The following is a 25,139-nucleotide window of genomic DNA, read 5'->3' as shown; positions in this document are numbered from 1 at the left end:
CAAAATAATGTATAAAATATTTATACTTTTTGATTAATTGATATATTTTAATATTTTTAAAAAAGATTTAAATATTTAAATATAAGTTATCCCCTTTAAAACTGCCTCTTTATGTATGTTTAAAGCTTTTTGCTTTTTACAGTCACCTCTAAAAATCTTTATCTTTCCGGCAACGCATGGATATCTCTGGATTAACATGGCTGATTTTTTGCCAAACTCTTCCAAATCATTAACTTCCATCCCTTTCATCAACTTAGCCATGAATAGAGTTGAGCCACATATTGAAGTTCTTAAAACCTCAACATCTACAACCTTATTATCTTTAACATAAACTTTAACCTTTGGAGCTCCAAATTCCTCTAAAAACTCCTTTAACTTTGGATATTTATTTATTAAGTCCCCAACCTCATTCTCATCTAATAAACACATCTCTTCTGGACATATAGCATCAAACTTTCTCAGCTCTTTCTTTTCCCCCTCTCCTTTCCACGTAGCAACTATTATGGCAATATCTTCATTCAATATCCTTGCTTCATAGCATAAATAATATGTGTTGTCTGGATGTTGAGTATATAGCAATAAAATGTCTGCCTCTTTAATCTTTTCCAATAATTCCTCTGGAAATTCTATGTCATCCACAACCAAATCATTAGGTTTTTCAATTTTATATATGCCAATAAACTCATTTTTCTTTCCAAATGAATCTACTGTTCCTCTAATTCTATAACCATAAGCCCCATCAGTAACAACCAAAATCTTTGCCATAATCTCACGGCTATTATTCAAATATAACGTTTTTCTCAACCTCACAATTTAAACTATTGCTTATTAAACATTTTTTGGAGCCCTCTAAAATAATATCTTTCAATTTTTCTTTATCAACATCTCCATCAACTTTTACATGTATGTTTAGAGTTACTTTTGTTATTTTTCCCAATTCAAATGATTTTTCAACTTTTCCATCAACTTTTACTTCTGCTTTAATGTTATTATCTTTTAATGTGTTTCCAACCGCTATACAGATACATCCGCATAATCCAGCTAAAAATAAGTCCATTGGAGATACCATTTCTTTTACACTACCTTTTCCTCCCCTTGAATGAACTATTAGCCCCTTAATGTTTAATAAGGTTTCAAACATATCTAAAAACTCGGCGTAAATTTCCTTTTTCTCATCTTTACTTACTATTATATCGACAATCTTTGCTATAAACTCTTTTCTTTTATCTTCTGGAATGTATGGCAGAAATTTGTTTAAAGCTTCAGGCATAATTTCTGGCATCATCTTTGGAGCCATCTCCTTAGCCATTTCTGAATTCATCATTTCTTTAATCATTTCTGGGTTCATCTTATCACCAATTAAATTTATTTTTGTTTATACCAATTAAAATTAAAAAACGTTATAAAATAAAATAATAACTAATTAGCTTATTCAATTAAACCATGCTCCTTTAATTTTTCTTTAGCCTTTACCAAAATCTTATACTCTTTAATAATGTTTTGCATATACTCTTTATCCGGGAATTCCAATGCATCTACTGGACATAGAGTTTTGCAGGTTGTGCATGCAACAACACAATTGTATGGTCTCGCTACAACTGGCTTTTTCTTTTCCATATCCCAATCAAAAACAACCCTATTAGCACAAGTTATAAAGCAAACTCCGCAACCAATACACTTATCATTTTTGTTGTTGTTATTAATTAGAATTTAGGTAATATTTATAATTTTCGATTAATCGATGTATTTTAATATTTTTAAAAAATATTTAAATTTTTGGATATATTTTAATAAAATAATAAAAATAAAAACAATTTATGAGAGTTTTTTAGTTAAAATACATCCAGGATCTTCTCTTAAATAATCTCTATAGTATGAATAAGCCCTTGCCCTACAACCACCACATACATATCTATACTTACATTTTCCACAGATTTTTAACTTATCTCTATCTCTCAAATCATTTAATACCTTATTATTTCTCCAAAACTCCAAAAAGTCATTTTCATCATTAAATTCTCTAATATTCCCTAATTTTAATGGGAAGAATACACATGGTTGAATATCCCCATTAGCCCTCAAACTTAAGTAAAATCTTCCGCATCCACAACCGCCGATAAAATCAGCTAAGCTTTTTAAATGCTCATTTTTATCCAAATCAACATTTGCAAAATGTGTTGCAAGGTAATATCTATTATGCTCCAATGCAATTCTTGAGTAATATGGAGCTGTCGATAAAAACGCTGTTTTGCATTTTTTCCCAGTATCACTATTCAATTTTTCCCACAACATGTTTAACAGATCTTCCCTCTCTTCAGGAGACAAATCTATGTCAAAATCTCCAGCACCTACTGGAATGTAGTTGTAGAGCATAAAGAAATTAACTCCAAGCTCTTCAGCTAAATCCATGACTTTAGGAACATCTTTATAATTTAACTTAGTTGCAGTTATGGCTATTGCACAGCATATCCCTTCCTCAACAACATTCTTTATTCCGTTAATTGTCTTCTCATAGATTCCCTTTATTCCTCTAAATTTCTCATGAGTTTCCTTTGTTCCATCCAAACTTATTTGTATAAAATCTACTTCATGCTCTTTTAATTTTTTCACATTCTCTTTTGTTAATAAAGTTCCATTTGTTGCTATAGAAACAGACATGCCATAATCTTTTGCCCTATTTATTAAATCAAATAAATCCTTCCTCATTAACGGCTCTCCTCCAGAAAACGCCAAAGCTACAACCCCAGCATTTCCTAAAATATCTATAACTTTCTTAGCCTCTTCTGTATTTAATTCATCTTCTAATGGCTTCCCAGCATTTGCATAACAATGCTTGCATCTTAAATTACATCTATACGTTACATCCCATACAACTAAGAAAGGAGAGCCAGAAGTGAAGGGCTTTTTAACTCCAAAATATCCTAATCCCCTTACAACACTTATCAATCCTCTTTTAAAGTATGGGTCTTTCAAATATTCTTTAAATGTTTCTTTATAACACTCTCCAGCAAAAGTTTTAAGTCCTTTATCTAAAATTTCCTTTAGGACTTTGTATTTTATTGAATTTACCTCCTTCCCCTTTGCATAAGCATCTAAATAATTTTCAATTATTAACTTTCCATTTTCACCTTTTTTAAAAAGTCCCAGTATTTGTTTTCTTGTGATTGGATTCAATATCAATTTTGAAAATACCATTGCCATTTCTTCAGCTTTCATATATAACACCAAACTGAATTAGTTATAATAAAAATTATAAAAAATTACAAACGTAACCTTTTAGTTGAATTTAAAACTTCGATGATATTTATAATTTTCGATTAATTAATGTGTTTTAATATGTTTAAAAAATATTTAAATGTTTTAATATAGATAATCAAAAAATAATAACTATTTTTTACTATTTTGAAGGGTTAAACCTCTAAAAAAAAACACTTCCTTGCCTCTTCGTACCTTCCCAAAATTCTCAAAGCCAAAGCTTTATTAAACCATGCATCTATATAAAATGGATTTAGTTTAATTGCCTTATTAAAATACTCCAAAGCCTTTTCCACATCTCCTTTATTTCCTATTTCAACACCTTTTTTGTAATAATATTCTGCCTTTTTAACATTCTCATCCATAATTAACACCCAAAAATTATAAAATAAAAAATTAGCCATTTCTTTTTTCAATAAATCTCTCATGTAATTTTCTTACACAATTTAATAAGTCTTTTTCATCGATAACAAATGATATATTTACTTCAGAAGAACCTTGAGCAATCATCTTTATATTCGCTCCACTTTCAGATACTGTTGTGAATATCTTTCCAGCTATGCCCTTAGCCCCTTTCATTCCAGCTCCAACAACTGAAACTACACAAACATCTCTATCAACGCTCACATCCCTAATTAAATTGTTATTTAAAAAGCTCTTCTTTCCGAAGTCTCCAAACTCTCTTTTTAATGCATTTATTGCTTTATCCACATCCTCCTCACTAACTACAAGGGAAATGTTTGTTTCAGAAGAACCTTGACTTATTAAAATGACATTAACATCCTCTTCTCCTAAAGCTTTAAATATTCTTGCCGCTGTTCCACTAACTCCAACCATTCCAGCCCCAAATATATTTATGAGGGCAACGTTTTTTATTGTAGATATTGCCTTAACAATACTATCGCTCATCTCCATATCATTGGTTATCAAAGTTCCTTCATTCTCTGGCTCAAATGTATTTTTTACCAATATTGGAATCCCCTTTTCCATTGCTGGCTCTATAGTCCTTGGATGTAAAACCTTAGCTCCAAAGTATGCCAATTCCATTGCCTCTATATAACTCAATCTTGGAATTCTTCTTGCAGTTGGCACTAACCTTGGGTCTGTTGTATAAACTCCACTAACATCAGTCCATATTTCAATAACATTTGCATCTAAACCATAACCAATTAAAGCAGCTGAGTAATCACTTCCTCCCCTTCCTAAGGTTGTTATATACCCTTCCTCAGTAGTTCCTATAAATCCAGTAACCACTGGGATAATTCCCTCTTTTAATAGTGGCAATAACCTCTCTTTAACTTCCAATCTTTTAACCCTTGCACTACCAAAGTTGTTATCGGTTATAATTCCTGCCTCTCCTCCTTCTAAAGCTATTGATTTTTCTCCTAAATCCCTAATAGCTCCACTTAGTATTGGGGAAGAAAGCCTCTCTCCAAATGATAAGATGTAATCTCTTGATTTTGGTGTTAGCTCTCCTAAATAAGCAACTCCAATTAAAACCTTCTCCAACTCCTCAATTCTGCTATCAATTATCTTTTTAACCTCTTCTTTTATTTCTTCAGATTTTATAGCCTCTTCTATAGCTTTATAGTGTTTCTCTTTTATAAATTCTATAAAATCCCCTATTTTTGCAATATCTCTAACATCTAAAGCCTGTTGGGAAATATCTACTAAGGCATTTGTTACCTCACTCATAGCTGAAACTACAACAACAACATCATCTTCTTTTTTCTTTTTTACCACTATTTTTGCTACATTTCTAATTCTTTCTCCAGAACCTACTGAAGTTCCTCCAAACTTCATTACAGTTACCATAACTTACACCAAAAACGTTTATGATTGAACAAAAAATTTTTAAATCAAATATTTAAAATTTTCCTCTACTAAATAAGAGCTATTTATTCCAATTTTAGTTAATTTTTAATGGAGATGATATAAATAAGATGAAATTCACCACACCTTTTATATATAAACTACAAAGTCCTATTAAAATATTAAGTTTATAAGTTTAACTTATTATCATATGGGTGATAAGAATGCCTACAATAAATGTTAAGAAAGTTGATTTAGAGAGATTGGTAAATATGCCATTAGAAGATGAATTTATTGAAGAAAAGTTTCCAATGATGGGTGTTGAAGTTGAAGGCATCTTTGAAGAAGATGGAGAAAAAGTTATCCAATTTTCAATAAATCCAAATAGACCTGATTATTTAAGTGCTGAAGGTTTGGCAAGAGGGTTTAGAGGAATTATTGGGATAGAAACAGGTTTAAAAAAATATGATATCGAATATTCTGATGTAAAGCTATACAATGAAGGTGTTGAAACAAGACCATATATAGCTGCGGCTATGGTTAAAGGGGTTATTATTGACGATTATGTTTTAGAGAGCATAATAAACCTCCAAGAAAAATTACACTGGGTTATGGGTAGAGATAGGAAAAAAGTGGCAATAGGAATTCATGATGTTGATAAGGTTAAGCCTCCTTTCTATTACAAAGAAGTTAAAGGGGATGAGATTAAATTCGTTCCATTAAACTATGATGAAGAGATAACACCAAAAGAGATTTTAGAAAAACATGAAAAAGGGATAAAATACGCTCATTTAATTAAAGATGATAGGTTTCCAATCATTTTAGATAGTGAAGGAAACGTTTTATCCATGCCACCAATAATCAACGGAGAATTAACAAGGGTTACAACTGAAACAAGGAATTTATTTATTGATGTTACTGGAACTGATAAATATGCCGTAGAAAAAACTCTAAATATCATCGTCACTGCATTAGCAGAGAGGAAATATGGTAAAATACATGCTGTTGAAGTAATTAAAGATAATAAAAAGATTATTTATCCAGATTTGAAAGAAGATGTCGTGGAAACTACTCCAGAGTTTATAAACAAAATTTTGGGGACTAATTTAACACCCGGGGCTATAATAAACTATTTGAGAAGATGTAGATTAGATGCTCAATTTGCAGACAATAAAATAAAGGTTTATATTCCTGCATATAGGGTGGATGTATTTGGAGAGATTGATATTGCTGAAGAGGTAGCTATCGCCTACGGCTACAACAAATTCACTGGAGAATATCCAATTATTGGAACTATTGGAGAACTAAATAAATTGGAAAAGAAGTGTGATTTTATAAGAGAGATTATGGTTGGATTTGGATTCTATGAGGTTATAAACCTAATGCTATCAAATGATGATGTCTTATTTAAAAAGATGAGAATTGAAGACAGCAATTACATAGAAGTTCTAAAACCTGCATCAATTGAACATAGAATTGTTAGGAAAAGCATTCTACCATTATTAATGGAAACTTTAAGGATAAACAAACATAAGGAGTTGCCACAAAAAATATTTGAGATTGGAGATTGCGTAATTATTGATGAAAATACTGAAACAAGATCAAGGGTTGTTAAAAAAATAGCTGGAGTTATTGTAGATAATGAAACGAACTTTAATGAGATAAAGAGCTATGTTGAGGGCTTATTAAGAGAGCTCAAAATTAAATACGAGATTGATAATTTCGAACATCCATCATTTATTAAAGGAAGATGTGCAAAGATAATAAAGGATGGAAAAATCATTGGATACTTTGGGGAAATTCACCCAGAGGTTATTACAAACTTTGAATTGGAGTTTCCAGTTGTTGGGTTTGAATTAGAGATTGAATAACCATAGGGCTCTGCCTATTGATATGAAACTTAAGAAAATTGAATGAAAATCATAGATTTTTATAGCTGGAAAGCTTTGCTTTCCATTTCATCAAAATTAATTTTCCCAGGCTTTTAGTAAAAGGTTGTTCGTTATATCCCAGAGCGGGACTTCACTATGTTCAGCCCCACTTTAGTCTAAGAGGCATTATGAGGGACTTTAGCCCCTCCTTAATGCATCCGTTTTGATCAACGCACCATAGGACTCACGCCCTATTGGTATACCCATAAGTTTTGATCAACCTTTTCTTAAAAGGTTGTTCGAGCAACCTTTTACTAAAAGGTTGTTATAAAAAGGTTCAATTGAATAAAATTTTTATATCTCCTTTATTTTTATTTTTAAGAAATAATAAAATAAATTTGGTGATAAAGATGATTGTAGTATCTGGCAGTCAATCCCAAAATTTGGCTTTTAAAGTAGCTCAGCTTTTAAATACAAAATTGACAAGAGTGGAGTACAAAAGATTCCCAGATAATGAAATTTATGTTAGAGTGGTGGATGAAATCAACGATGATGAGGCAGTTATAATAAATACACAAAAAAATCAAAATGATGCAATTGTAGAGACGATTTTGCTATGTGATGCTTTAAGAGATGAGGGAGTTAAAAAAATAACCTTAGTTGCTCCATACTTAGCTTACGCAAGACAAGATAAAAAATTCAACCCTGGAGAAGCTATAAGCATTAGGGCTTTAGCAAGAATCTACTCAAACATTGTTGATAAACTCATAACCATCAACCCACACGAAATACACATAAAAGATTTCTTCACAATCCCATTCATCTATGGAGATGCAGTTCCAAAATTGGCTGAATATGTTAAAGATAAATTAGATAACCCTATCGTCTTAGCTCCAGACAAAGGAGCTTTAGAATTCGCTAAAACGGCATCTAAAATCCTAAATACTGAATACGATTACTTAGAAAAAACAAGACTCTCCCCAACAGAAATTCAAATAGCTCCAAAGACATTAGATGTTAATGGAAGAGATGTTTTGATTGTTGACGACATAATCTCTACTGGAGGAACTATGGCTACTGCAGTAAAGTTGTTGAAAGAGCAGGGAGCTAAGAAGATAATCGCCGCGTGTGTTCATCCTGTTTTAATTGGAGATGCTCTAAACAAGCTTTATTCAGCTGGTGTTGAAGAGGTTGTAGGAACTGACACATACCTATCAGAGGTTAGCAAGGTTAGTGTTGCAGAGGTTATCGTTGATTTATTAAAATAAATTAAATTTTCTTTTTTTATCCTAAAAATCCAATAAACTTTCCTAAGCAGTAAAATACTCCAATAGAAGCGCCTATATTTGAGAGAGTAGCAACTAACAAAATCCTGAACAAATTGTTATTTAAAAGCTCTTTTATTGATTCAGCGTTTATTATTCCAGTTAAATCCTTATCTGTTATCTCCCTATACTTCAACTCTACAAGTCCAGCTATTGTTCCAACAGCTGCTAATGGCAATGGAACGAGGGTTGTTATAGGGGCTGAGAGAAAGGCAACTAAAGCGGTTATTAACTTACCTCTCGCCAATAAAACACCTAAAGCAGATAACCCCCCAGTAAATAACACCCATTGAAAGGTGATCATCTCTAACAGCTCAGGGTTGTTTAAGGCATAATATACGGCATACAAAAATATAGCAATTATTAAAAATGAGATAGCATAAGCTAAAACTTTTGTTAAGGATTTTTTCTTTCTCCTCACTTTTATTAATTCCATCAAATCTATATCATCCCCACTTTCAAGTTTTTTCAAATATCTTATAATTCCCTCAACGTGTCCAGCCCCTACAACTGCAACTAATGAATTTTTCCCTTTGCTTAACTCAAATAATCTTTTAGCCATAAATTTATCTCTTTCATCAACCATAACTTCATATATTGTCGGGGATATCTCCTTTAACAGTTTTGTAAATTTTTCAGGATGTTCAACCATCTCCTTTAATAAATCATCATTCACCTCTAAATCCTCATCCTCAGAGTTTAAAAGCTCCCAAAGAATCTTCATTTTTTCTTTAAAGGACATTTTGTCTATCAACCTTGATAATGTGATATTTATATCTCTATCTATTAAATATACTGGCACCCCATATCTTCCAGCTATTTCTATAGCTTTTTTCATCTCACTACCAGGCTTTATTCCAAAACTCTCCCCTATCCTTTTTTGAGAATTGGCCAAAATTAAATATATAAAAAATTTTATGAAATCTCCTTCTTCCAATACCTTTTTTAAACTTATTTTTTTATTTTCATTTGTAATTAATGAGAAAAACCTCCTATCATCAAGCTCTACGGCAATCCCTTCTGGAGATGTAGAGGATATGATTTTTTCAACTTCTTCAACACTATCTTTTGAAACATGGGCGGTTCCAATTAAATAGATATCACATTCATTAACTCCATTAAACACTTTAATATATTTCAAAGTAATCACCAATATTATCTCTTCCTTTTTTTAGTTTTTACACCTAAGAAAGCCCTCTTTATAATAATTGTTGCATAACTTCCCTTTTCCAATTCATAGCTCAAAGTTATTTTGTATTTTCCCTTATTTAACTCATCTTCTTCAAAATCTCCAATCTTTAGATTTTTAGGTATTGATAAAATCTTTCTCTCACTATATATGAATCTTCCCAAATCCCCTATATTGTTTAGATCTTTTATACCAACACCTTCATTTTTTAAAATTTTTTCAATAATTTTCTTCTCCTCTCCGCTGTATTCAATATCTGGAGCTATTGTTGGAAATTTTTTATCTTTTAACATGTTGAAAATATCTTCATCCATTTTTTTGTAGAACATGAGAGTTCCACATTCATATTCATAATAGACCCTATCCTCCTCAGGTATGTATTTACTTAACAACTCTTTTACACACTCATTCCATAAATAGCTTTGATAAGCAGCGACAAAAATCTTCTTTAACCTATCATCAACATAACTCAGTGCCTTTTTATAATCTCCACTTTCTTTAAGCTCTTTAACCATATTTACATACAATCTTGCTTTTATATTATTTTTTTCAATATAATTCCAAATTTTATTCCAATCTCCCCAATTTTTAGCAATAAATCTTTTTAAATCCTTTATTATCTTTTTTTCAGATTTTTTGTATTTTGTTAATAATATTTTTACAGCCTCTTCATAATTTCCTTTTATCACCTCTTTGGAGATAAATTTTTTATCAAAGACGCTACCAAACCGCTGACTGTCAAAATAATTTGGAGCCCCAAACTCCAAATATTTTAAATTTTCCTTCATTTTTGGAATATCTTCCTTTTTTAAACCTCTAACTGTTATTGTAAATCTATTCCCCTCTAAATCACCTAATAATAAAAATTTTGATTCTCCAATCAATTCTAACTTTAAATTTGGTTCATCTAAGCTAAACTTTCCATATTTTTTTGGTATCGATACATATTGAGTTGTTAAAGCATGCCTATCTTTTAACCCACAATATCCAATATCCCTAAGTGGAATTCTAAATTTTTTTGATATGTATGAAAATGCCCTTAAACTCTCTATATTCCTCTTTGTTAATTTATAGAGATAACACTTATTTCCAGATATCTTATCAAAATCGACAATCTCTTCAACTATAAAATCTTCTGGTTTCATTCTAAGCTTCATAAAATCACCCCTCGAATTTAAACTCTTTAAAAAGAAAAATAAACAAATAAAAAAGCTACATAATGTAAATATAGTGGACTCAAGAGGATTCGAACGAAACTTTTAGTAAAAGTTGAATGAAAATCATAGATTTCCTAGCTGGAAAGCAAAGCTTTCCATTTCATCAAAACCATAGGGCTTACGCCCTATTGGTATACCCGGGATGCATTGCCTCGCTACACTCGGCAATGTCTCTTAATTTAAGCGAGGCTGAACGTAGTGAAGCCCGCTCTGGAGTATAGCAATCGCCAATAGGAGAGTAATGAAATCCGTAGGATTTCATCTTATAGGAGCTTTGTTCCTATGTAGGTAAATATTTGGTGGGCTCGGCGGGATTCGAACCCGCGACCACCGCCTTGTGAGGGCGGCATCATAGCCACTAGACCACGAGCCCAATCAATAAGAATTTAAAAATAGTTAGAGTATAAAATTTTTATGGTATGTTGAACGAAAACTATATATATCTCTTATACACAATTAGTGTTTGCTTTTAGTGCGGGGGTGGCCCAGCCTGGTACGGCGCGGGACTGCTAATCCCGTTGGGCAACGCCCAGCCCGGGTTCAAGTCCCGGCCCCCGCGCCATGATTTTTCTAAAACTCTTTTTAATTTTAAAAATTAATCTATAAGTTTTGTTTTTTAATAATAATCCATAACATCCATATATTTTTATATTTAAATTTTTTGTCATAAGATATTTAAAACTGTCAGAATAAAAATTCTATAAAACCCTGTTGGTGGTGTTAATGCTATTCAAATTTCAAATAAAAACAAATAGAAGGGAAGAGTTAGTAGATATAACTCCACAAATAGTTTCAGCAATATCTGAATCAAAAATTAGTGATGGAATTGCTGTAATTTATGTTCCACACACAACTGCTGGAATAACCATAAATGAAAATGCCGATCCTTCAGTAAAGCATGATATAATAAACTTCTTATCCCATCTTATTCCAAAAAACTGGAATTTTACACACTTAGAAGGAAATTCAGATGCGCATATAAAAAGTTCTTTAGTAGGCTGTTCCCAAACAATCATTATCAAAGATGGAAAACCACTATTGGGAACATGGCAGGGAATATTTTTTGCTGAATTTGATGGACCGAGAAGAAGGGAATTTTATGTAAAAATAATAGCTGATAATGAGAAATAACCAAATAACGTTAAAAATGACTTAAATATTTTAATTTAAGTAAATAAATAGCGAAAATTATTTAAAACATAATAATTGAATATTTTAATGACAATTAAACGTGGGTGAGAATTATGAAAGTTATTGGAATAAGCGGTAGTCCAAGACCAGAAGGAAATACAACTTTGTTAGTTAGAGAAGCTTTAAATGCCGTTGCTGAAGAAGGAATTGAAACAGAATTCATATCATTAGCTGATAAGGAATTAAACCCATGCATTGGTTGCAATGTATGTGTAGAGACAGGAAGCTGTCAGATAGTTGATGATGTTGATGAAATATTGGAGAAAATGAAAGAAGCTGACGGAATCATCATCGGTTCACCAGTCTACTTTGGTGGGGTTACAGCCCAATTAAAGATGTTGATGGACAGATCAAGAGTTTTAAGAAGAGGTTTTCAATTAAAAAACAAAGTTGGTGGAGCAATAGCAGTTGGAGCAGCTAGAAATGGTGGGCAAGAAACAACAATTCAACAAATTCACAACTTCTTCTTAATCCACTCAATGATAGTTGTCGGAGATAGTGACCCATCAGCCCACTATGGAGGTACTGGTGTTGGTGGTGCCCCAGGAGATTGTAAAAATGATAAGATTGGGCTAGAAACATCAAGAAACTTAGGTAAAAAGATAGCTGAAGTTCTCAAATTAATGAAAAAATAAATTTTAATTTTATTTTTTATTTTAAAGCTAAATTACGTGATAGTATGATAGATGCAAAAACCAAGGTTATTGGATTGATTGGTCATCCTGTAGAACACTCTTTTTCACCAATTATGCACAACGCTGCTTTTAAAGATAAAGGATTGAATTACGTTTATGTTGCATTTGATGTTTTACCAGAAAATTTAAAGTATGTAATAGATGGAGCTAAAGCTCTTGGAATAGTTGGATTTAATGTAACAATTCCTCACAAAATAGAGATTATGAAGTATTTAGATGAAATTGATAGAGACGCCCAATTGATTGGAGCTGTGAATACAATAAAGATAGAGAATGGAAAAGCTATTGGATACAACACAGATGGTATTGGGGCAAGAAAGGCTTTAGAGGAAGAAATCGGAGAAGTTAAAGGGAAAAATATAGTTATCTATGGAGCTGGGGGAGCCGCAAGGGCAGTAGCTTTTGACCTGGCAAAGGATAACAATATTATAATAGCTAATAGAACAGTTGAAAAAGCTGAAAAATTGGCAAGAGAAATTGCCGAAAAATTAAATAAGAAATTTGGTGAAGAAATTAAATTTGGAGGATTAAATGTTGATTTAGATGACATTGATGTAGTAATAAATGCCACACCTATTGGAATGTATCCAAACGTTGATGTTGAGCCGATAGTTAAAGCTGATAAGTTGAGAGAAGATATGGTGGTTATGGATTTAATCTACAATCCATTAGAAACTGTTTTGTTAAAAGAGGCTAAAAAAGCCAATGCAAAGGCAATAAATGGTTTAGGAATGTTGATTTATCAAGGGGCTGTTGCATTTAAGATATGGACTGGAGTAGAACCAAATATAGAAGTTATGAAAAATGCAATAATTGATAAGATAAAGAAGTGAGATTATGAAAGTAAGGATTAGAGATTTTATAGAAACAGTTGAAGGGCTATACTTTGCTGTAAACACCTATTATCACCCAGAAGATAGATTTTTTGCTTTTTTAAGATACGTTCCTTATGAATTTGTAGATTTTGAAGTGGATAAAAATAATCTTAGGGAGATTAATGGAAAAAAGTATGTAAAAATGGCTGAGACAGATAAAGCCTACAAATTTTTAAAAGAAAAATTTGATAAATATCTTTTTTATGATGAAACAATTAACGTTTTAATGCACGCTATCCCAAAAGAAGATGTTAAGAGAATTTTAAGTCCAAAAGAGAGATTAAAAGAAATTGTAAATGAGGATGGAAATTTAAATAATTTGGAGGAAAAATGTAGAAAATTGGCTTTAACATTGGAAGATTACGGAGTTTCAATTAAAAGTATGGGTGTTAGCGGTTCATTGTTGTTAAAATTAAACAATAAAAATTCAGATATTGATTTTGTGATTTATGGAAAAGAAATGCATAAAAAGGCAAGAGAGGCTTTAAAGCAAGCATTTGAAGATAACAAATTAACACCATTGTCAGATAATTTTTGGAAGATTGCCTATGAAAAGAGAATTAAAGACGGAACTCTAAGCTATGAGGAATTTGTATTTTATGAAAAAAGGAAGTTTAATAGGGGAGTTATAGATAATACAATGTTTGATTTGTTATTTACAAGAGAGTGGGAAGAAATAAATGAAAAATATGGAGATAGAAGATATAAAAATTTAGGATTTAAAGAGATAGAGGGAAGAGTTTTAAACGATGACTTTGCCTTTGACAACCCTGCAGTTTATAAAATAGAGTGCTATAACGATAATGATATAAAGGAAGTTGTTTCCTTCACCCACACCTATGCGGGTCAGTGTTTCAATGGTGAAGAGATTATAGCGAGAGGTAAATTAGAAGAAGTTATATGCAAAAATGGAGAAAACTACAAAAGGATTGTTGTTGGAACTACAAGAGAGGCGTTTAATGAGTACATAAAATTAAGAAAACATAAATGATAGGTATTGCTATGATAGTCAAAACTCCGTCAAAGGTTATACTATTTGGAGAGCATGCAGTAGTTTATGGTTATAGAGCCATATCTATGGCAATTGATTTAACATCAACTGTAGAAATTAAAGAAAATAGCGACAAAATAATTTTAAATCTAAACGATTTGAATAAAAGTTTAAAGTTAAATTTGAAGGATTTAAAAGAAATAGAGCCAAATAACTTTGGAGATTTTAAATATTGCCTTTGTGCAATAAAAGAAACCATGGATTATTTAAATATAGAGCCAAAAAAAGGTTTTGAATTAAATATAAGCTCAAATATTCCAATAAGCTGTGGTTTAGGTAGCTCAGCTTCAATAACAATTGGAACTATAAAAGCAATTGGCAAATTTTACAACAAACCTCTTAAAGATGATGAGATTGCAAAACTCGGCTTCAGTGTTGAGAAAAAAATCCAAGGAAAGGCGAGTGTTACAGATACATCAACAATAACTTATAAAGGGATTTTAGAAATAAAAAACAATAAATTTAGAAAAATTAGAGAGGATTTTGAGGAATTTTTAAAAAGTTGTAAATTTTTAATTGTTTATGTTGAAAAAAGAAAGAAAAAAACTGCTGAATTAGTCAATGAAGTAGCAAAAATTGAAAATAAGGATGAGATATTTAAGGAGATAGATAAGGTTATTGAAAATGCCTTAAAAACATATAACAAAGAGGAATTTGGGAAATGTATGGCAAAAAATCATGATTTATTAAAAAAACTAAATATATCAACACCAAAAATCGATAAAGTTGTTGATATTGGAAATAAACTTGGTTTTGGAGCAAAACTAACAGGAGCTGGAGGAGGAGGATGTGTAATAATCTTAGTTAATGAAGAAAAGGAAAAAGAATTACTAAAAGAGTTAAATAAAGAGAATGTAAAAATCTTTGAGTGCAAAATGGTATATTAACACTTTTCTTTTAAATATTCGGCTATATTTCTCCTAACCTCCCCAATGGTAAAGCCCCATTCAATAGGAATCTTATCCTCTTTATTCAAAATCTCAATTAAATGGGTAACCCTTGGCAATCTTAAATTTGCCTTCCTTATTGTTTCAATGTCGCTGAAAACTTCTTTTGGCGTTCCCTCTTTCAAAATCTTTCCGTCATACATAACATAAACCTTGTCTGCATAGACAGGAACTAAATCCACGTCGTGGGTTGAGATAACTATGGTCATTCCTTTTTTATTTAAATCATACAACAATTTCATAATCTTTGATGCTCCAACAGGGTCTAAACCGGATGTTGGTTCATCCAAAACAATAACTTCTGGCTCCATTGCCAAAATCCCAGCTATGGCAACCCTCTTTTTTTGTCCCCCGCTTAAATGGTGAGGAGGCTTATTTTCAAACCCTTCCATTCCCACAGCTTTTAAAGCTTCTTTAACTCTCCTCTCAACTTCATCTTTTGGTAAGCCAAGGTTTAAAGGTCCAAAGGCCACATCTTCCTTAACTGTTGGGGCAAATATCTGGTCATCTGGATTTTGAAAAACCAAACCTACAGTTTTTCTAACTTCTATTAAACTTTTTTTATCATATTTTATTGGTTTTCCTTTTATCAAAACCTCTCCTTTTGTAGGTCTTAAAATTCCATTGAAATGTAAAAATAAAGTAGATTTTCCTACCCCATTTGGGCCGAGTATGGAAACAATTTCTCCTTTGTTTACTTTAAAATTTATACCTTTCAAAACCTCTGTTCCATCAGGATATCTAAAATGCAAATCCCTTGTTTCTATCATATACATCTATTTCACCTAAATGAGCTTGAAATCCATAGTAAGGTGGGAGATTATTATTAGTATTATTTCAAATAATACTATCCCAATTATATAAATCAGTTTTGGATTCTCTATTTCCCCGAGTGGCTTTAGCTCTCCATCATAACATCTTGAACTCATGGTTATAAATAAACGCTCCCCTTTTTCCCAAGTCCTTATAAATAAATGTGATGCCAACATCCCTAGTGATTTATACGCTGTTTTTAAATTTCTATAACCCAATCTTGTTTCCTGTGCATTCTGCATTTTTATAAGCTCATCCAATAATACAAAGATGTATCTATACATCATCATAGCTATATCAACCACAACACTCGGCAAACCCAAACTCCTTAATATATAAAAAATTTCAGTCATTGGCGTTGTTAAAGCTAAAAATAGAGTTGATGCGACTCCTCCAAGCATTCTGCTAAAAACCAGCAAACCCATACCCAAACCATCTTTATAAAATCCAACTGTAAAGTTTAATATTTTAAACGAGCATATAATCTCTTCTCCATACCAAAAGCCCATAAATACTAACGTAAATAACCCAAACCCAACAACTGGAAGAAATAAAGTTAAATATACTTTTTTTGGCACTTTTGCCTTAAACAGGGTTAAGTAAATCATTACAGCTGCTATAATTAAAGGAACTACTATAGATTTTGAAGCTACACAGACAAATAATGATAAAATAGCAAAAATAACCTTTAATTTTGGATTAATATTCCTTAAATTGTTGTTAAAAGCAATGTTATCAATTGTATTCTGCAACAACACATCACCTTTAAATTTCTTTCAAAATAAAAATTAAAAATAAAAATTTAAGCATATTGAGATTTTGCCTTGTAGTAGCCTATGAAGTAGCCAATAATTATAGCCCCAATTGCTGCCTGCAAAGCAAATAATAGACTCTCAATTTCCCCACTTGGTGGCTCCCAGATTGGTTCAAACCATGGCTGATAATCAGGATTTACCTCTTGAATTACATCCCCTGCTGCATCATCTGCTCCTCCAAAGTATCCTTCTTCTTCACCTTTGCCTGCATACATTACCAATGGAATGATACACAAAATTACGACCCCTAAGAGCATTAAAATGTGTTTTGTTTCCAAATTATTCACCCCCTGCAGATGGAGTTACATTTAAGTGAGGGACTTCACTTTCATCAATAACTCCCAACTTCAACAAAATGTCTGGTCTCAATTTCTTTATGTAATCCCACAATATCATTGTTAAAAGACCTTCTGCAATTGCCAGTGGAATTTGTGTTATTGCAAACACCGTAGCAAAGGCTGTAAATGTCTTAATTGGATCAGCTCCTGGGAACGCCAAAGTTAATTGAATTGATGTTGTAACATAAGTTGCCCAGTCAGCAAATATCGCTGCCAAACCAATTGCATAAGTTGAGTTTATTTTTCCTTTTAACGCTTTATAAATAATCCAACCAACAAATGGCCCAACAATACCCATTGAAAAAACATTAGCCCCTAAGGTAGTTATTCCACCATGGGCCAACAATAATGCCTGGAACAATAGAACAATAGTTGCCAACACTGCCGTAACTGCAGGACCAAACAATGCTGCCCCCAAACCGTTACCGCATGGGTGAGAACAACTTCCTGTAACAGATGGCATTTTTAAAGAGCTTAAAACAAACATGAATGCTCCAGCAACTGCTATTAATGGTTTTGCTTCTGGATTTTCAGAGATTATTTTCTTTAGTTGCATTATCCCATAAATAACAACAATACCTGAGATAACGTACCAAATTATACACCATTGGAGTGGAAGAAACCCTTCCATTATGTGCAAATTATCACCCCAATATAATATAATTCAAAAAAACTTAACACTTTTACAGTATTTTTTATCATATAAAAATTTAACGGTATTTTATTATTAATAAAATAAACTTTAATTGTATTATCTTTAATAAATTATTGTTAATTTTTTATTATTTTTTATTAATAATCTAAATTAAAGACATTTTTAGTAGTGATTAAGTTTTCTTTTTTAGTAATAAACTATTTAAATATATGTGACAATATAGTAATACTAAATATTACATAAATTTGGTTTATATAAAAACTAAGTATTATCGTGATACCCATGAATCTACTATATACAGTTACCGCATTCATACTCGGAATGCTTCATGCATTAGAACCAGGACATGGAAAGAGCGTTATAGCAGCATATATTTTAGGAACAAAATCGGATTTAAAAGATGCCATATTGTTAGGGACTACAATAACTATCTCACACACAGCAGTGATATTTTTATTGGGAATTTTGTCATTATATTTGGTTGAAAAATTGAATATTGATTTAGTTCATGATATGATGAGCGTTGTAGGGGGATTAATTTTAATTGCCGTTGGGGTTTGGATAGTTAGGCATTACTTTCACCCCCATGAGCACAATGTAGATACAAAAAAAGGAGTTATTGCCTTAGGATTATCTGCTGGTTTAGTCCCTTGCCCTGCGGCATTGGCAGTTTTGCTGTTATCAATCTCATCAGGAAATTTAATTGATGGTTTGATTTATGTAGCAATATTTAGTGTTGGGTTGGCCATATCATTAACTGGTTTAGCTGTTGCATTTGTTGAGAGTAAAGAACTAATAAAAAAATACATTGGTAGTAGAAAAATAACAAAACTCCCTTTAATAACTGGGGGAATTATAATATCTATCGGAATATATACAGCAATTCATCCAATAATTGAATGTATTGTCTAACCAAATTTTATTGATAATATTTTATATGAGTAAAAACAAATGTATGTTTTATAAGCAAAATCTAAATCTAAAAACAAAATTATAACTTTGTTCAAAATAACTAAATTATGCATGTGATAATATGGATAAAAAGAAGATGTCGAAGTTTGCCCATATAACAAAAATACATCCCTGCTTTAACGAAAAAATCCATGATAAAGTTGGGAGAGTTCATCTTCCAGTAGCTCCAAAGTGTAACATTGCATGTAAGTTTTGCAGAAGAAGTTTGGGGAAAGACGCGTGTGAGCACAGGCCAGGAGTGGCTTTATCAGTATTAAAGCCAGAGGACGTTGAAAGCTATGTAAAAAAATTGTTGGAAGAGATTCCAAACATCAAAGTTGTTGGTATTGCTGGGCCGGGAGATAGTTTATTCAATAAGGAGACGTTTGAAACTTTAGAGATTCTTGATGAAAAATTCCCAGATTTAATAAAATGTATTTCAACAAACGGGCTTTTGTTAAATAAATACTATAAAAAATTGGCTGATTTAAATGTAAAGACAGTTACTGTTACTGTGAATGCCATAGATCCAGAGATTTTAAAGGATATAGTTGAATGGGTGTATTATGATAAAAAAATACATCATGGCATTGAAGGAGCCAAAATATTGATAGAGAATCAAATAGATGGGATAAAAAAGGCTTTTGATGAAGGTTTAATAATAAAAATAAACACTGTCTTAATCCCAGATATAAATATGAATCACGTTGTTGATATAGCTAGAGAGTTGAAAGACTTCGCCTACATACAAAACATCATTCCTTTAATCCCATTATACAAAATGAGCCATTTGAGGCCTCCAACATGTGAAGAGATAAAAAGAGTTAGAGAAGATTGTGAAAAATACCTCCCACAATTTAGAGCTTGTGGGCAGTGTAGGGCTGATTCAGCAGGTTTAATAAAAGAGAGAAAGATATTGGAAGATTTCTTTAAAGAAAAAAATAAAGAAATGAACAAAGAGTTAGATGCATTTACTTTAAAACATTTTTCACATTAATAAGGAAAATCCTAATTTTATTGAATATAACCAGAGTGGCTTCACTACGTTCAGCCTCACTTAAATTAAGAGGTATTATGAAGGGCTGAAAGCCCTTCCTTAATGCATCCGTTTTGATGAAACTTTCTTAAAGTTTCCTTTTAACTCTCTCTAAGGCATTTTTTGATAACCTATCCCTATCCATTGTATAAACTTCCATTTTAGGAATTATAACTCTTACAGCATCAACTCCAACCCTATTTAAATTAACGTATATCAATTTATCAAATCCGTATTCAGAGATTTTATCTTTTATAAACTCCAAATCTTTCTTTAAATCGTATCTCGCATTGTTTGGCATTTCTGCAACATTTATCTCCTCTTCATATTCAAACCACTTCTTGTGGATTCTTTTTAACCTCTCATAAGGAATTTTTGACGTAAATTCTTTCCTCAATTTAGCATCTCTCCTAAATCCATGTAGTTGAGAAGCCCTACTTTGAGCAACTTCAGTTAAAGCTCTTAAAATAGCTATCTCTGGATGTAAATGGCAACCTACACCAACACAGAGCATTAGAGGGTCTTTGCTTGAATCATCACTTATAGCGGCAACCACTGGAATTTCAAACTCTGATGTTAAATCCTTTAAAATCACTTCTACTCCAGCTTTTTCAAACTTTTCAATTAATTCATGAATTAGAGGGTTTTTTGCATCCTCAGGATTTATTTTTGTTGGAATTCTTCTTGATAAATCAGCCAAGCTCCAAGCATCCCTCTCTATAATTTCTAAAGTAGCATGTAAAATTGCCTCATCCAAAGTGTTTCCACTAGCCAAACCGTTTGTATGCCCCCTAAACAATTTTCCTTCTGTGGGATAAAAAACAGCATCTGCTGGAACATCAACAATCTCATCATTAATAATATCAACCCCTTCAACCCATTCTTTAACATTTTTATCCGCATATTGTGGTAATATTAAATCCTCAATATTTATTGGATTATCCGCCTTTTCTTTAACTTTATCTTCATCATAACTTGCTGAAAATCTCTCTATTGCCTCCATGCATGCAGAGACCTTTGCTTGAATATCAGTAGCCCCCTTTCCATAGTGCACAACTTCCCCTTCTTTTCCATTCACAACAACCCTCCTCTTTAAATAATAAACTGGAATTCCTAACTTATCTAAATGTTGTATATTTCCAATCTCTATCGTTTGTATCTTTTTTAAAGCATCTTGAATTTTTTCAAATGTCTCTTCTGGGGAACAAATTCTATAACTTGCCAACTTATACCTTATATCCATATAATCAACCTCATTATAATTTTACCCTATTAAATCTATCAACTGTATTGGCTTACTTAAATGCCTTCTTGCAGAACCCGGCACTTCATAAAATCCAACTTTCAAATCCCTTTCAACCTCTATCTTTTTAATCTCATCATAGGCTATAGATTTTTTACATTTTTTACATTTATAACCTGCCTTTTTACCCTTTGATTTTAAAGTTCCTCCACAGTATGGACATCTCTTATCCTTAACAAATTTTTTCTCCAATTTTAAGATTTTTATTTTTTCTATATTTATTCCAAATGGCTCTTCCCTAATAGTGCCGTAAACAGCTACATAATCCCCAACTATCAGCTTTCTTACAATATCCCTAAATCCTTTTGTTGGTTCATAAGCTACACAGTCAATTTCTCCAGTGCCGTCCGATATTTTAAATATAACATGCCCCCCTTCTATATTTTTTGGCTCCTCAACAACTTTACCATAAACAATAACTCCAGTATTTGGATAAATATCTTTAATATCTAATCTTCTTAAATGCACATCTGTCCCATGATTTGTTTTAAAAATCATAAATCTTTCTGGTTTTTCTCCTTCAATCATGTTCATGGCTTTTAGTAAAACCTCAGCATCAATTCCCCTAATCCCAAACAAAACAGGGCATGGTGTATTTGGAGTTATTAAAATTTTGTTATTTTCATAATCGTAGTTGTCAAAGGTATGTGGGAATGTTTCCTTATCCATTTTTATAACGCTATTCTCATTAACTTCCCTTTTTTTACCCCACATTTCCCTCTTTCTATAAGCTAAAAGCTCGTAGGTGTATGGTGGAGTTGATGATATCGCCCCTAAAGCTCCAATTATTCCCCTACCTAATTTATACTTTATAAACTCCCCTCCAACCTTTAATATAAATTTTTCAGCGTAATTAACGTCAACGATATCATAAAGGACTTTTTTATAATAATAGCTGAGATTTTCCCTATTTTCTTTATATTTATCTTCATCTAAAAATACAATTCCAGGATTCGTGTTTTCGCATTCAAAATCCGTATATTTTTCAACCAAACTAATTGTTATATTTTTAATCTCCTCCCTATCTTTTGAATAAAGCTCATCTAAAACATGTATTGCCACTCCTCCATTACCTCTTGTTTTATACTTAACCATTGGATTCATTCTAATGAGTTTTGGCATATCTACACTGTATCCATTGCCTTTTAACTCCTCCACCAATAAAGTTGCTATATAGGTGGTGCAGTATTTATTTGGGCTATCGGTGTCGTCAATCCCAATAAACATCACATATCACCAAATTTTGTAAATTTTATTTTGCTATGCCAGTTACAAATAAATAAAACCTATATATTAATATCTGATAAAAAAGTAAATTACAAAGTGGATATTTATGGTTGTTAATGTATTTGATAAATTTATACAGATGATAAGATGGATTGGTATTGCATCGTTAATAGGTATTGTTGGGGGTTTAAGCTCAGTAATTATGGCAATTATTATAAAATATTTTCCAGAAAAACACAATATTTTTTTGATACCAATAGTATTTTTTATTTCTGGTTTATTTGTTGATTATATTTACGAGTTAAAAGGTTCTGGTATTGATAGGGTTTTAAAAGCTTTAAACATTAACGAGAAATTAACGTGGATAAACGGTTTTTTAAAGGTTTTGTTGGCTGGCGTTGTTATTGCCGTAGGAGGAAGTGCTGGAAAAGAGGGACCTTGTGTGCAGTCGAGTGCGTCGTTTGCAGATGAGCTTTATAGATTGTTAAAACTAAAAAATAGAGAGTTAGTTATTATAACAGGAATTGCTGGAGGTTTAGGAGGGGCGTTTTCAGCTCCATTAGGAACAGCAATATTGGCATGTGAAATTATTGAGCATGAAAACTTTAATTACATTAACCTACTCCCCCCAATCATTGCAAGTGTTGTAGGTTATATAATCTTCTATATGATTACTGGAAAAAAACATCTTTTTGATATTTACCTATCCTATTCAATACACCCACTCGATTTTATTTTGTTTTTATTAGCTGCGTTCTTTTGTTCAGCCATATCCTACTATTATATAAAAACTTACAGAAAAATAGCAACGACGTTTGATAACTTTAAAGCCCCTTACTGCATTAAAACATTAATTGGAGGAATTTTAGTTGCCATAATTGGATACTTTATTCCAGAGGTTTTGGGATTAGGTTTAGAGCTTGTAAAAGACCTATTTTTCCTAAGTTTTCCTTTAGAATTACTAATATTGCTATTAATTGGAAAGATTTTAGCTACATCATTTACAGTTGGTTCTGGAGTCCCTGGAGGAGTTGTGTTTCCATCCATCTGTGTGGGGGCAATCTCTGGAATGATATTTAGTTCCATAATTGGGGCAGATCCAATACCTTTCATAATTTTAGGAATAGCAACATCATTATCAGCTTCAACAAACTCCCCATTGGGTGGAGCAGTGTTATGCACAGAGATTTTTGGATTTGATTTTGCAGTTCCAGCATCAATAGGAGCAGTTATTGGTTATCAAATAACGAAATTTGAAACAATATTTAAGTATATAAAGTTTTAAAAAAGATTTAAAATTCAAAAATAAAAATAAAAAAGAATTTAATTTTATTCCAAAATCAAAATATTCTTCAACTTTTCACAGTCTGGAATTACAATCTCTTTAATATCATATTCTTCCTGCATAATCTCTATCATTGTTGTTAAATCTCTTCCAAGGCATAATTCACATTTTATGCAGAGCTCATCATCTGTAAGCTCCTCATCTTTACAAACAATCCTTAATTTCATACCCTCCCCTGAATTTACAATCTTTTCTTTATTGCTTCAACTAATGCCTCTTTTGTAGGAGCTCCGATAAATTCAACATCCCCATTTATTACAATAGTTGGGACTGCCATTATTCCATATTCCATAGCTTTTTGTGGATTTTCCATAACATTTATGTATTCTACTTCAACCACATCTGCCATTTCATTAGCTACCTCTTCAACTACCCTTTTAGCTGCAGGACAGTGAGGGCACATAGGAGATGTAAAGAGTTCTATTTTTACTTTTGACATACTAACACCTTATCAAATCTTATTTTGTTGACATAAAAACTCTTGGTTAAAATATTATAAATAGTTTTTTCAAAAAATTAAATTAAAAAAGTTTAGCCCCACACTTGTTTGAAGTGTTCTAATGCCTCTACAATATCTTTCAATTTCTCTGGTGGGAAGGCTACAACTGCCTCTTCAGGCTGTATTCCAGCGTATTTTCTTGAACCGTTACATCCTAAGGTCATATTTGGAGCTTTTCTTGTATAAACTGCTGCTACAGCATCAGCACACAATGACTGAATTCCTGAGTAATCTGCCTGGAATCTTCCACCTTTGTGGTAGAGTATTGCCTGAACCAATCTTAATGCATGCTTTGGCAACCCAATGAAGACAATTGAGTCTGGAACGAAATCAGTTTCATCTAATGGGGCATAGACTGATGCGTAAATCTCTTCTTCAACTCTTGGTATTGCATCAACAGTTTTTTTAGCTGCTTCTTCATCTTTGTAGTTTCCTAACTTAACATACAATTTTCCTGTTGCTAAAGGTTCTGGTGGGTTTCTAAATACTCCAATTGCGTAAGCCCCTCCCTTACAGAGGTGTTTGTCAGCTGTTGCATACAATTTTTTTCTTTCTAATCTTGCAAGTTGAATCATTTCACAATGTCTTTTCTCTTCTTCTAAAGTTTCATAGCCTTCTGGAATCTCATCCTTTGTTTTTGCCAATTTTACAGCAACTAATGGTTTATCTACTCCTAACAATTCCATTAATTTTTTTGCATTTTCTCTTATTTCATTGACATCCATAATA

At 31.9% G+C, this 25,139-nt stretch carries 27 protein-coding genes and 2 tRNA genes; 11 read left to right on the top strand and 18 right to left on the bottom strand.

Annotation, left to right across the window (positions count from 1 at the left end; genetic code table 11):
• Nucleotides 1-75 precede the first annotated feature (75 nt).
• The 6 genes from MEFER_RS06900 to MEFER_RS06875 all read right to left on the bottom strand — a co-directional run bounded on the left by MEFER_RS06900 (nucleotide 76) and on the right by MEFER_RS06875 (nucleotide 5,070).
• Nucleotides 76-765 carry a DUF166 domain-containing protein gene (locus tag MEFER_RS06900; RefSeq protein WP_015791900.1) on the bottom strand — a complete coding sequence of 230 codons (690 nt, stop codon included), beginning with the start codon at nucleotides 763-765 and terminating at the stop codon, nucleotides 76-78.
• A 13-nt stretch (nucleotides 766-778) separates the two neighbouring features.
• Nucleotides 779-1,348, bottom strand: a complete 570-nt coding sequence (locus MEFER_RS06895) for an OsmC family protein (RefSeq protein WP_015791899.1) — start codon at nucleotides 1,346-1,348, stop codon at nucleotides 779-781.
• Nucleotides 1,349-1,428: 80 nt separating this feature from the next.
• Nucleotides 1,429-1,617 (bottom strand): hypothetical protein, encoded by a 189-nt coding sequence (locus tag MEFER_RS06890; protein WP_245527778.1) that lies wholly within the window; start codon nucleotides 1,615-1,617, stop codon nucleotides 1,429-1,431.
• 198 nt (nucleotides 1,618-1,815) lie between these two features.
• The gene (locus MEFER_RS06885; RefSeq protein ID WP_015791898.1) at nucleotides 1,816-3,216 is read right to left on the bottom strand and encodes a radical SAM/SPASM domain-containing protein; all 1,401 of its coding nucleotides are present in this window, start codon (nucleotides 3,214-3,216) and stop codon (nucleotides 1,816-1,818) included.
• Between the two features lie 194 nt (nucleotides 3,217-3,410).
• Nucleotides 3,411-3,620 (bottom strand): tetratricopeptide repeat protein, encoded by a 210-nt coding sequence (locus tag MEFER_RS06880; protein ID WP_048056466.1) that lies wholly within the window; start codon nucleotides 3,618-3,620, stop codon nucleotides 3,411-3,413.
• A 31-nt stretch (nucleotides 3,621-3,651) separates the two neighbouring features.
• The gene (locus MEFER_RS06875; protein WP_015791896.1) at nucleotides 3,652-5,070 is read right to left on the bottom strand and encodes an aspartate kinase; all 1,419 of its coding nucleotides are present in this window, start codon (nucleotides 5,068-5,070) and stop codon (nucleotides 3,652-3,654) included.
• Nucleotides 5,071-5,291: 221 nt separating this feature from the next.
• Here MEFER_RS06875 and pheT point away from each other — a divergent pair, with 221 nt between their 5' ends.
• Nucleotides 5,292-6,938 (top strand): phenylalanine--tRNA ligase subunit beta, encoded by a 1,647-nt coding sequence (gene pheT, locus MEFER_RS06870; protein WP_015791895.1) that lies wholly within the window; start codon nucleotides 5,292-5,294, stop codon nucleotides 6,936-6,938.
• A gap of 410 nt (nucleotides 6,939-7,348) precedes the next feature.
• Nucleotides 7,349-8,206, top strand: a complete 858-nt coding sequence (locus MEFER_RS06865) for a ribose-phosphate diphosphokinase (RefSeq protein ID WP_015791894.1) — start codon at nucleotides 7,349-7,351, stop codon at nucleotides 8,204-8,206.
• A 16-nt stretch (nucleotides 8,207-8,222) separates the two neighbouring features.
• On the opposite strand, the gene MEFER_RS06860 is transcribed toward MEFER_RS06865, so the two are convergent.
• The 3 genes from MEFER_RS06860 to MEFER_RS06850 form a co-directional block, all read right to left on the bottom strand.
• Entirely contained in the window at nucleotides 8,223-9,404 is a 1,182-nt protein-coding gene (locus tag MEFER_RS06860) for a TraB family protein (RefSeq protein WP_048056366.1), read from the bottom strand.
• A 14-nt stretch (nucleotides 9,405-9,418) separates the two neighbouring features.
• Complete coding sequence (gene truD, locus MEFER_RS06855; RefSeq protein WP_342626778.1) at nucleotides 9,419-10,657, bottom strand: tRNA pseudouridine(13) synthase TruD; 1,239 nt, start codon at nucleotides 10,655-10,657, stop codon at nucleotides 9,419-9,421.
• A 309-nt stretch (nucleotides 10,658-10,966) separates the two neighbouring features.
• Nucleotides 10,967-11,042 (bottom strand) — tRNA-Val (locus MEFER_RS06850).
• A gap of 101 nt (nucleotides 11,043-11,143) precedes the next feature.
• Between MEFER_RS06850 and MEFER_RS06845 the strand changes: the two genes are divergently transcribed.
• The 6 genes from MEFER_RS06845 to mvk all read left to right on the top strand — a co-directional run bounded on the left by MEFER_RS06845 (nucleotide 11,144) and on the right by mvk (nucleotide 15,368).
• Nucleotides 11,144-11,231: transfer RNA gene (locus tag MEFER_RS06845), tRNA-Ser, on the top strand.
• A gap of 161 nt (nucleotides 11,232-11,392) precedes the next feature.
• Nucleotides 11,393-11,800 carry a secondary thiamine-phosphate synthase enzyme YjbQ gene (locus MEFER_RS06840; protein WP_015791891.1) on the top strand — a complete coding sequence of 136 codons (408 nt, stop codon included), beginning with the start codon at nucleotides 11,393-11,395 and terminating at the stop codon, nucleotides 11,798-11,800.
• Between the two features lie 113 nt (nucleotides 11,801-11,913).
• The gene (locus MEFER_RS06835; protein WP_015791890.1) at nucleotides 11,914-12,495 is read left to right on the top strand and encodes a flavodoxin family protein; all 582 of its coding nucleotides are present in this window, start codon (nucleotides 11,914-11,916) and stop codon (nucleotides 12,493-12,495) included.
• Nucleotides 12,496-12,539: 44 nt separating this feature from the next.
• A complete protein-coding gene (gene aroE, locus MEFER_RS06830; protein WP_015791889.1) occupies nucleotides 12,540-13,388 on the top strand; it encodes a shikimate dehydrogenase in 849 nt (282 codons plus the stop codon).
• A 4-nt stretch (nucleotides 13,389-13,392) separates the two neighbouring features.
• Entirely contained in the window at nucleotides 13,393-14,421 is a 1,029-nt protein-coding gene (locus MEFER_RS06825) for a nucleotidyltransferase domain-containing protein (protein ID WP_015791888.1), read from the top strand.
• A gap of 11 nt (nucleotides 14,422-14,432) precedes the next feature.
• Complete coding sequence (gene mvk, locus MEFER_RS06820) at nucleotides 14,433-15,368, top strand: mevalonate kinase (RefSeq protein ID WP_015791887.1); 936 nt, start codon at nucleotides 14,433-14,435, stop codon at nucleotides 15,366-15,368.
• Here the strand turns inward: mvk and MEFER_RS06815 are convergent.
• Genes MEFER_RS06815 through MEFER_RS06800 form a run of 4 tightly spaced genes read right to left on the bottom strand, consistent with a single transcriptional unit; the run spans nucleotide 15,365 to nucleotide 18,034 of the window.
• Nucleotides 15,365-16,204 (bottom strand): ATP-binding cassette domain-containing protein, encoded by an 840-nt coding sequence (locus MEFER_RS06815; RefSeq protein WP_015791886.1) that lies wholly within the window; start codon nucleotides 16,202-16,204, stop codon nucleotides 15,365-15,367. The two genes, mvk and MEFER_RS06815, sit on opposite strands and share 4 nt — an antisense overlap.
• Nucleotides 16,205-16,213: 9 nt before the next feature.
• Complete coding sequence (cbiQ, locus tag MEFER_RS06810; protein WP_015791885.1) at nucleotides 16,214-16,999, bottom strand: cobalt ECF transporter T component CbiQ; 786 nt, start codon at nucleotides 16,997-16,999, stop codon at nucleotides 16,214-16,216.
• Between the two features lie 44 nt (nucleotides 17,000-17,043).
• Nucleotides 17,044-17,334, bottom strand: a complete 291-nt coding sequence (locus tag MEFER_RS06805; RefSeq protein WP_015791884.1) for an energy-coupling factor ABC transporter substrate-binding protein — start codon at nucleotides 17,332-17,334, stop codon at nucleotides 17,044-17,046.
• Nucleotide 17,335: 1 nt separating this feature from the next.
• Nucleotides 17,336-18,034 carry an energy-coupling factor ABC transporter permease gene (locus MEFER_RS06800; protein WP_048056365.1) on the bottom strand — a complete coding sequence of 233 codons (699 nt, stop codon included), beginning with the start codon at nucleotides 18,032-18,034 and terminating at the stop codon, nucleotides 17,336-17,338.
• Nucleotides 18,035-18,331: 297 nt separating this feature from the next.
• On the opposite strand from MEFER_RS06800, the gene MEFER_RS06795 reads away from it, so the two are divergent.
• Nucleotides 18,332-18,961: a HoxN/HupN/NixA family nickel/cobalt transporter gene (locus MEFER_RS06795; RefSeq protein ID WP_015791882.1), complete on the top strand. Its 630-nt coding sequence runs from the start codon at nucleotides 18,332-18,334 to the stop codon at nucleotides 18,959-18,961.
• Between the two features lie 121 nt (nucleotides 18,962-19,082).
• Entirely contained in the window at nucleotides 19,083-19,997 is a 915-nt protein-coding gene (gene nifB / locus MEFER_RS06790) for a FeMo cofactor biosynthesis protein NifB (protein WP_048056364.1), read from the top strand.
• A gap of 127 nt (nucleotides 19,998-20,124) precedes the next feature.
• Here the strand turns inward: nifB and MEFER_RS06785 are convergent, their stop codons facing one another.
• Nucleotides 20,125-21,279 (bottom strand): YcaO-related McrA-glycine thioamidation protein, encoded by a 1,155-nt coding sequence (locus MEFER_RS06785; protein WP_015791879.1) that lies wholly within the window; start codon nucleotides 21,277-21,279, stop codon nucleotides 20,125-20,127.
• 21 nt (nucleotides 21,280-21,300) lie between these two features.
• Nucleotides 21,301-22,566 (bottom strand): tRNA(Ile)(2)-agmatinylcytidine synthase, encoded by a 1,266-nt coding sequence (locus MEFER_RS06780; RefSeq protein ID WP_015791878.1) that lies wholly within the window; start codon nucleotides 22,564-22,566, stop codon nucleotides 21,301-21,303.
• Between the two features lie 106 nt (nucleotides 22,567-22,672).
• On the opposite strand from MEFER_RS06780, the gene MEFER_RS06775 reads away from it, so the two are divergent.
• Nucleotides 22,673-23,851 carry a chloride channel protein gene (locus tag MEFER_RS06775; protein WP_015791877.1) on the top strand — a complete coding sequence of 393 codons (1,179 nt, stop codon included), beginning with the start codon at nucleotides 22,673-22,675 and terminating at the stop codon, nucleotides 23,849-23,851.
• 44 nt (nucleotides 23,852-23,895) lie between these two features.
• Here MEFER_RS06775 and MEFER_RS06770 read toward each other — a convergent pair whose 3' ends face one another.
• The 3 genes from MEFER_RS06770 to MEFER_RS06760 all read right to left on the bottom strand — a co-directional run bounded on the left by MEFER_RS06770 (nucleotide 23,896) and on the right by MEFER_RS06760 (nucleotide 25,135).
• On the bottom strand, nucleotides 23,896-24,078 hold the full coding sequence (locus tag MEFER_RS06770; RefSeq protein WP_015791876.1) for a hypothetical protein: 183 nt from the start codon (nucleotides 24,076-24,078) through the stop codon (nucleotides 23,896-23,898).
• Nucleotides 24,079-24,092: 14 nt separating this feature from the next.
• Nucleotides 24,093-24,350 carry an MJ0307 family thioredoxin gene (locus MEFER_RS06765; RefSeq protein ID WP_015791875.1) on the bottom strand — a complete coding sequence of 86 codons (258 nt, stop codon included), beginning with the start codon at nucleotides 24,348-24,350 and terminating at the stop codon, nucleotides 24,093-24,095.
• A gap of 92 nt (nucleotides 24,351-24,442) precedes the next feature.
• A complete protein-coding gene (locus tag MEFER_RS06760; RefSeq protein ID WP_015791874.1) occupies nucleotides 24,443-25,135 on the bottom strand; it encodes a DUF169 domain-containing protein in 693 nt (230 codons plus the stop codon).
• Between the last annotated feature and the right edge of the window lie 4 nt (nucleotides 25,136-25,139).

Origin of the sequence: Methanocaldococcus fervens AG86 (assembly GCF_000023985.1) — an archaeon.
Lineage (GTDB): Archaea > AGJL01 > Methanococci > Methanococcales > Methanocaldococcaceae > Methanocaldococcus > Methanocaldococcus fervens.
The sequence above is the reverse complement of the archived record's forward strand: the minus strand, read 5'-3'. Positions and strand labels throughout refer to the sequence as shown.

What these genes read in the sequence shown, in the direction of transcription:
- nifB (WP_048056364.1), top strand. Translation starts at nt 19,083, where the DNA reads ATGGATAAAAAGAAGATGTCGAAGTTTGCCCATATAACAAAAATACAT.
- MEFER_RS06835 (WP_015791890.1), top strand. Translation starts at nt 11,914, where the DNA reads ATGAAAGTTATTGGAATAAGCGGTAGTCCAAGACCAGAAGGAAATACA.
- MEFER_RS06890 (WP_245527778.1), bottom strand. Translation starts at nt 1,617, where the DNA reads ATGGAAAAGAAAAAGCCAGTTGTAGCGAGACCATACAATTGTGTTGTT.
- MEFER_RS06875 (WP_015791896.1), bottom strand. Translation starts at nt 5,070, where the DNA reads ATGGTAACTGTAATGAAGTTTGGAGGAACTTCAGTAGGTTCTGGAGAA.
- MEFER_RS06885 (WP_015791898.1), bottom strand. Translation starts at nt 3,216, where the DNA reads ATGAAAGCTGAAGAAATGGCAATGGTATTTTCAAAATTGATATTGAAT.
- MEFER_RS06815 (WP_015791886.1), bottom strand. Translation starts at nt 16,204, where the DNA reads ATGTATATGATAGAAACAAGGGATTTGCATTTTAGATATCCTGATGGA.
- MEFER_RS06880 (WP_048056466.1), bottom strand. Translation starts at nt 3,620, where the DNA reads ATGGATGAGAATGTTAAAAAGGCAGAATATTATTACAAAAAAGGTGTT.
- MEFER_RS06760 (WP_015791874.1), bottom strand. Translation starts at nt 25,135, where the DNA reads ATGGATGTCAATGAAATAAGAGAAAATGCAAAAAAATTAATGGAATTG.
- MEFER_RS06765 (WP_015791875.1), bottom strand. Translation starts at nt 24,350, where the DNA reads ATGTCAAAAGTAAAAATAGAACTCTTTACATCTCCTATGTGCCCTCAC.
- mvk (WP_015791887.1), top strand. Translation starts at nt 14,433, where the DNA reads ATGATAGTCAAAACTCCGTCAAAGGTTATACTATTTGGAGAGCATGCA.
- pheT (WP_015791895.1), top strand. Translation starts at nt 5,292, where the DNA reads ATGCCTACAATAAATGTTAAGAAAGTTGATTTAGAGAGATTGGTAAAT.
- MEFER_RS06840 (WP_015791891.1), top strand. Translation starts at nt 11,393, where the DNA reads ATGCTATTCAAATTTCAAATAAAAACAAATAGAAGGGAAGAGTTAGTA.
- aroE (WP_015791889.1), top strand. Translation starts at nt 12,540, where the DNA reads ATGATAGATGCAAAAACCAAGGTTATTGGATTGATTGGTCATCCTGTA.
- MEFER_RS06895 (WP_015791899.1), bottom strand. Translation starts at nt 1,348, where the DNA reads ATGAACCCAGAAATGATTAAAGAAATGATGAATTCAGAAATGGCTAAG.
- MEFER_RS06785 (WP_015791879.1), bottom strand. Translation starts at nt 21,279, where the DNA reads ATGGATATAAGGTATAAGTTGGCAAGTTATAGAATTTGTTCCCCAGAA.
- MEFER_RS06795 (WP_015791882.1), top strand. Translation starts at nt 18,332, where the DNA reads ATGAATCTACTATATACAGTTACCGCATTCATACTCGGAATGCTTCAT.
- MEFER_RS06770 (WP_015791876.1), bottom strand. Translation starts at nt 24,078, where the DNA reads ATGAAATTAAGGATTGTTTGTAAAGATGAGGAGCTTACAGATGATGAG.
- MEFER_RS06825 (WP_015791888.1), top strand. Translation starts at nt 13,393, where the DNA reads ATGAAAGTAAGGATTAGAGATTTTATAGAAACAGTTGAAGGGCTATAC.
- MEFER_RS06865 (WP_015791894.1), top strand. Translation starts at nt 7,349, where the DNA reads ATGATTGTAGTATCTGGCAGTCAATCCCAAAATTTGGCTTTTAAAGTA.
- MEFER_RS06900 (WP_015791900.1), bottom strand. Translation starts at nt 765, where the DNA reads ATGGCAAAGATTTTGGTTGTTACTGATGGGGCTTATGGTTATAGAATT.
- MEFER_RS06775 (WP_015791877.1), top strand. Translation starts at nt 22,673, where the DNA reads ATGGTTGTTAATGTATTTGATAAATTTATACAGATGATAAGATGGATT.
- MEFER_RS06780 (WP_015791878.1), bottom strand. Translation starts at nt 22,566, where the DNA reads ATGTTTATTGGGATTGACGACACCGATAGCCCAAATAAATACTGCACC.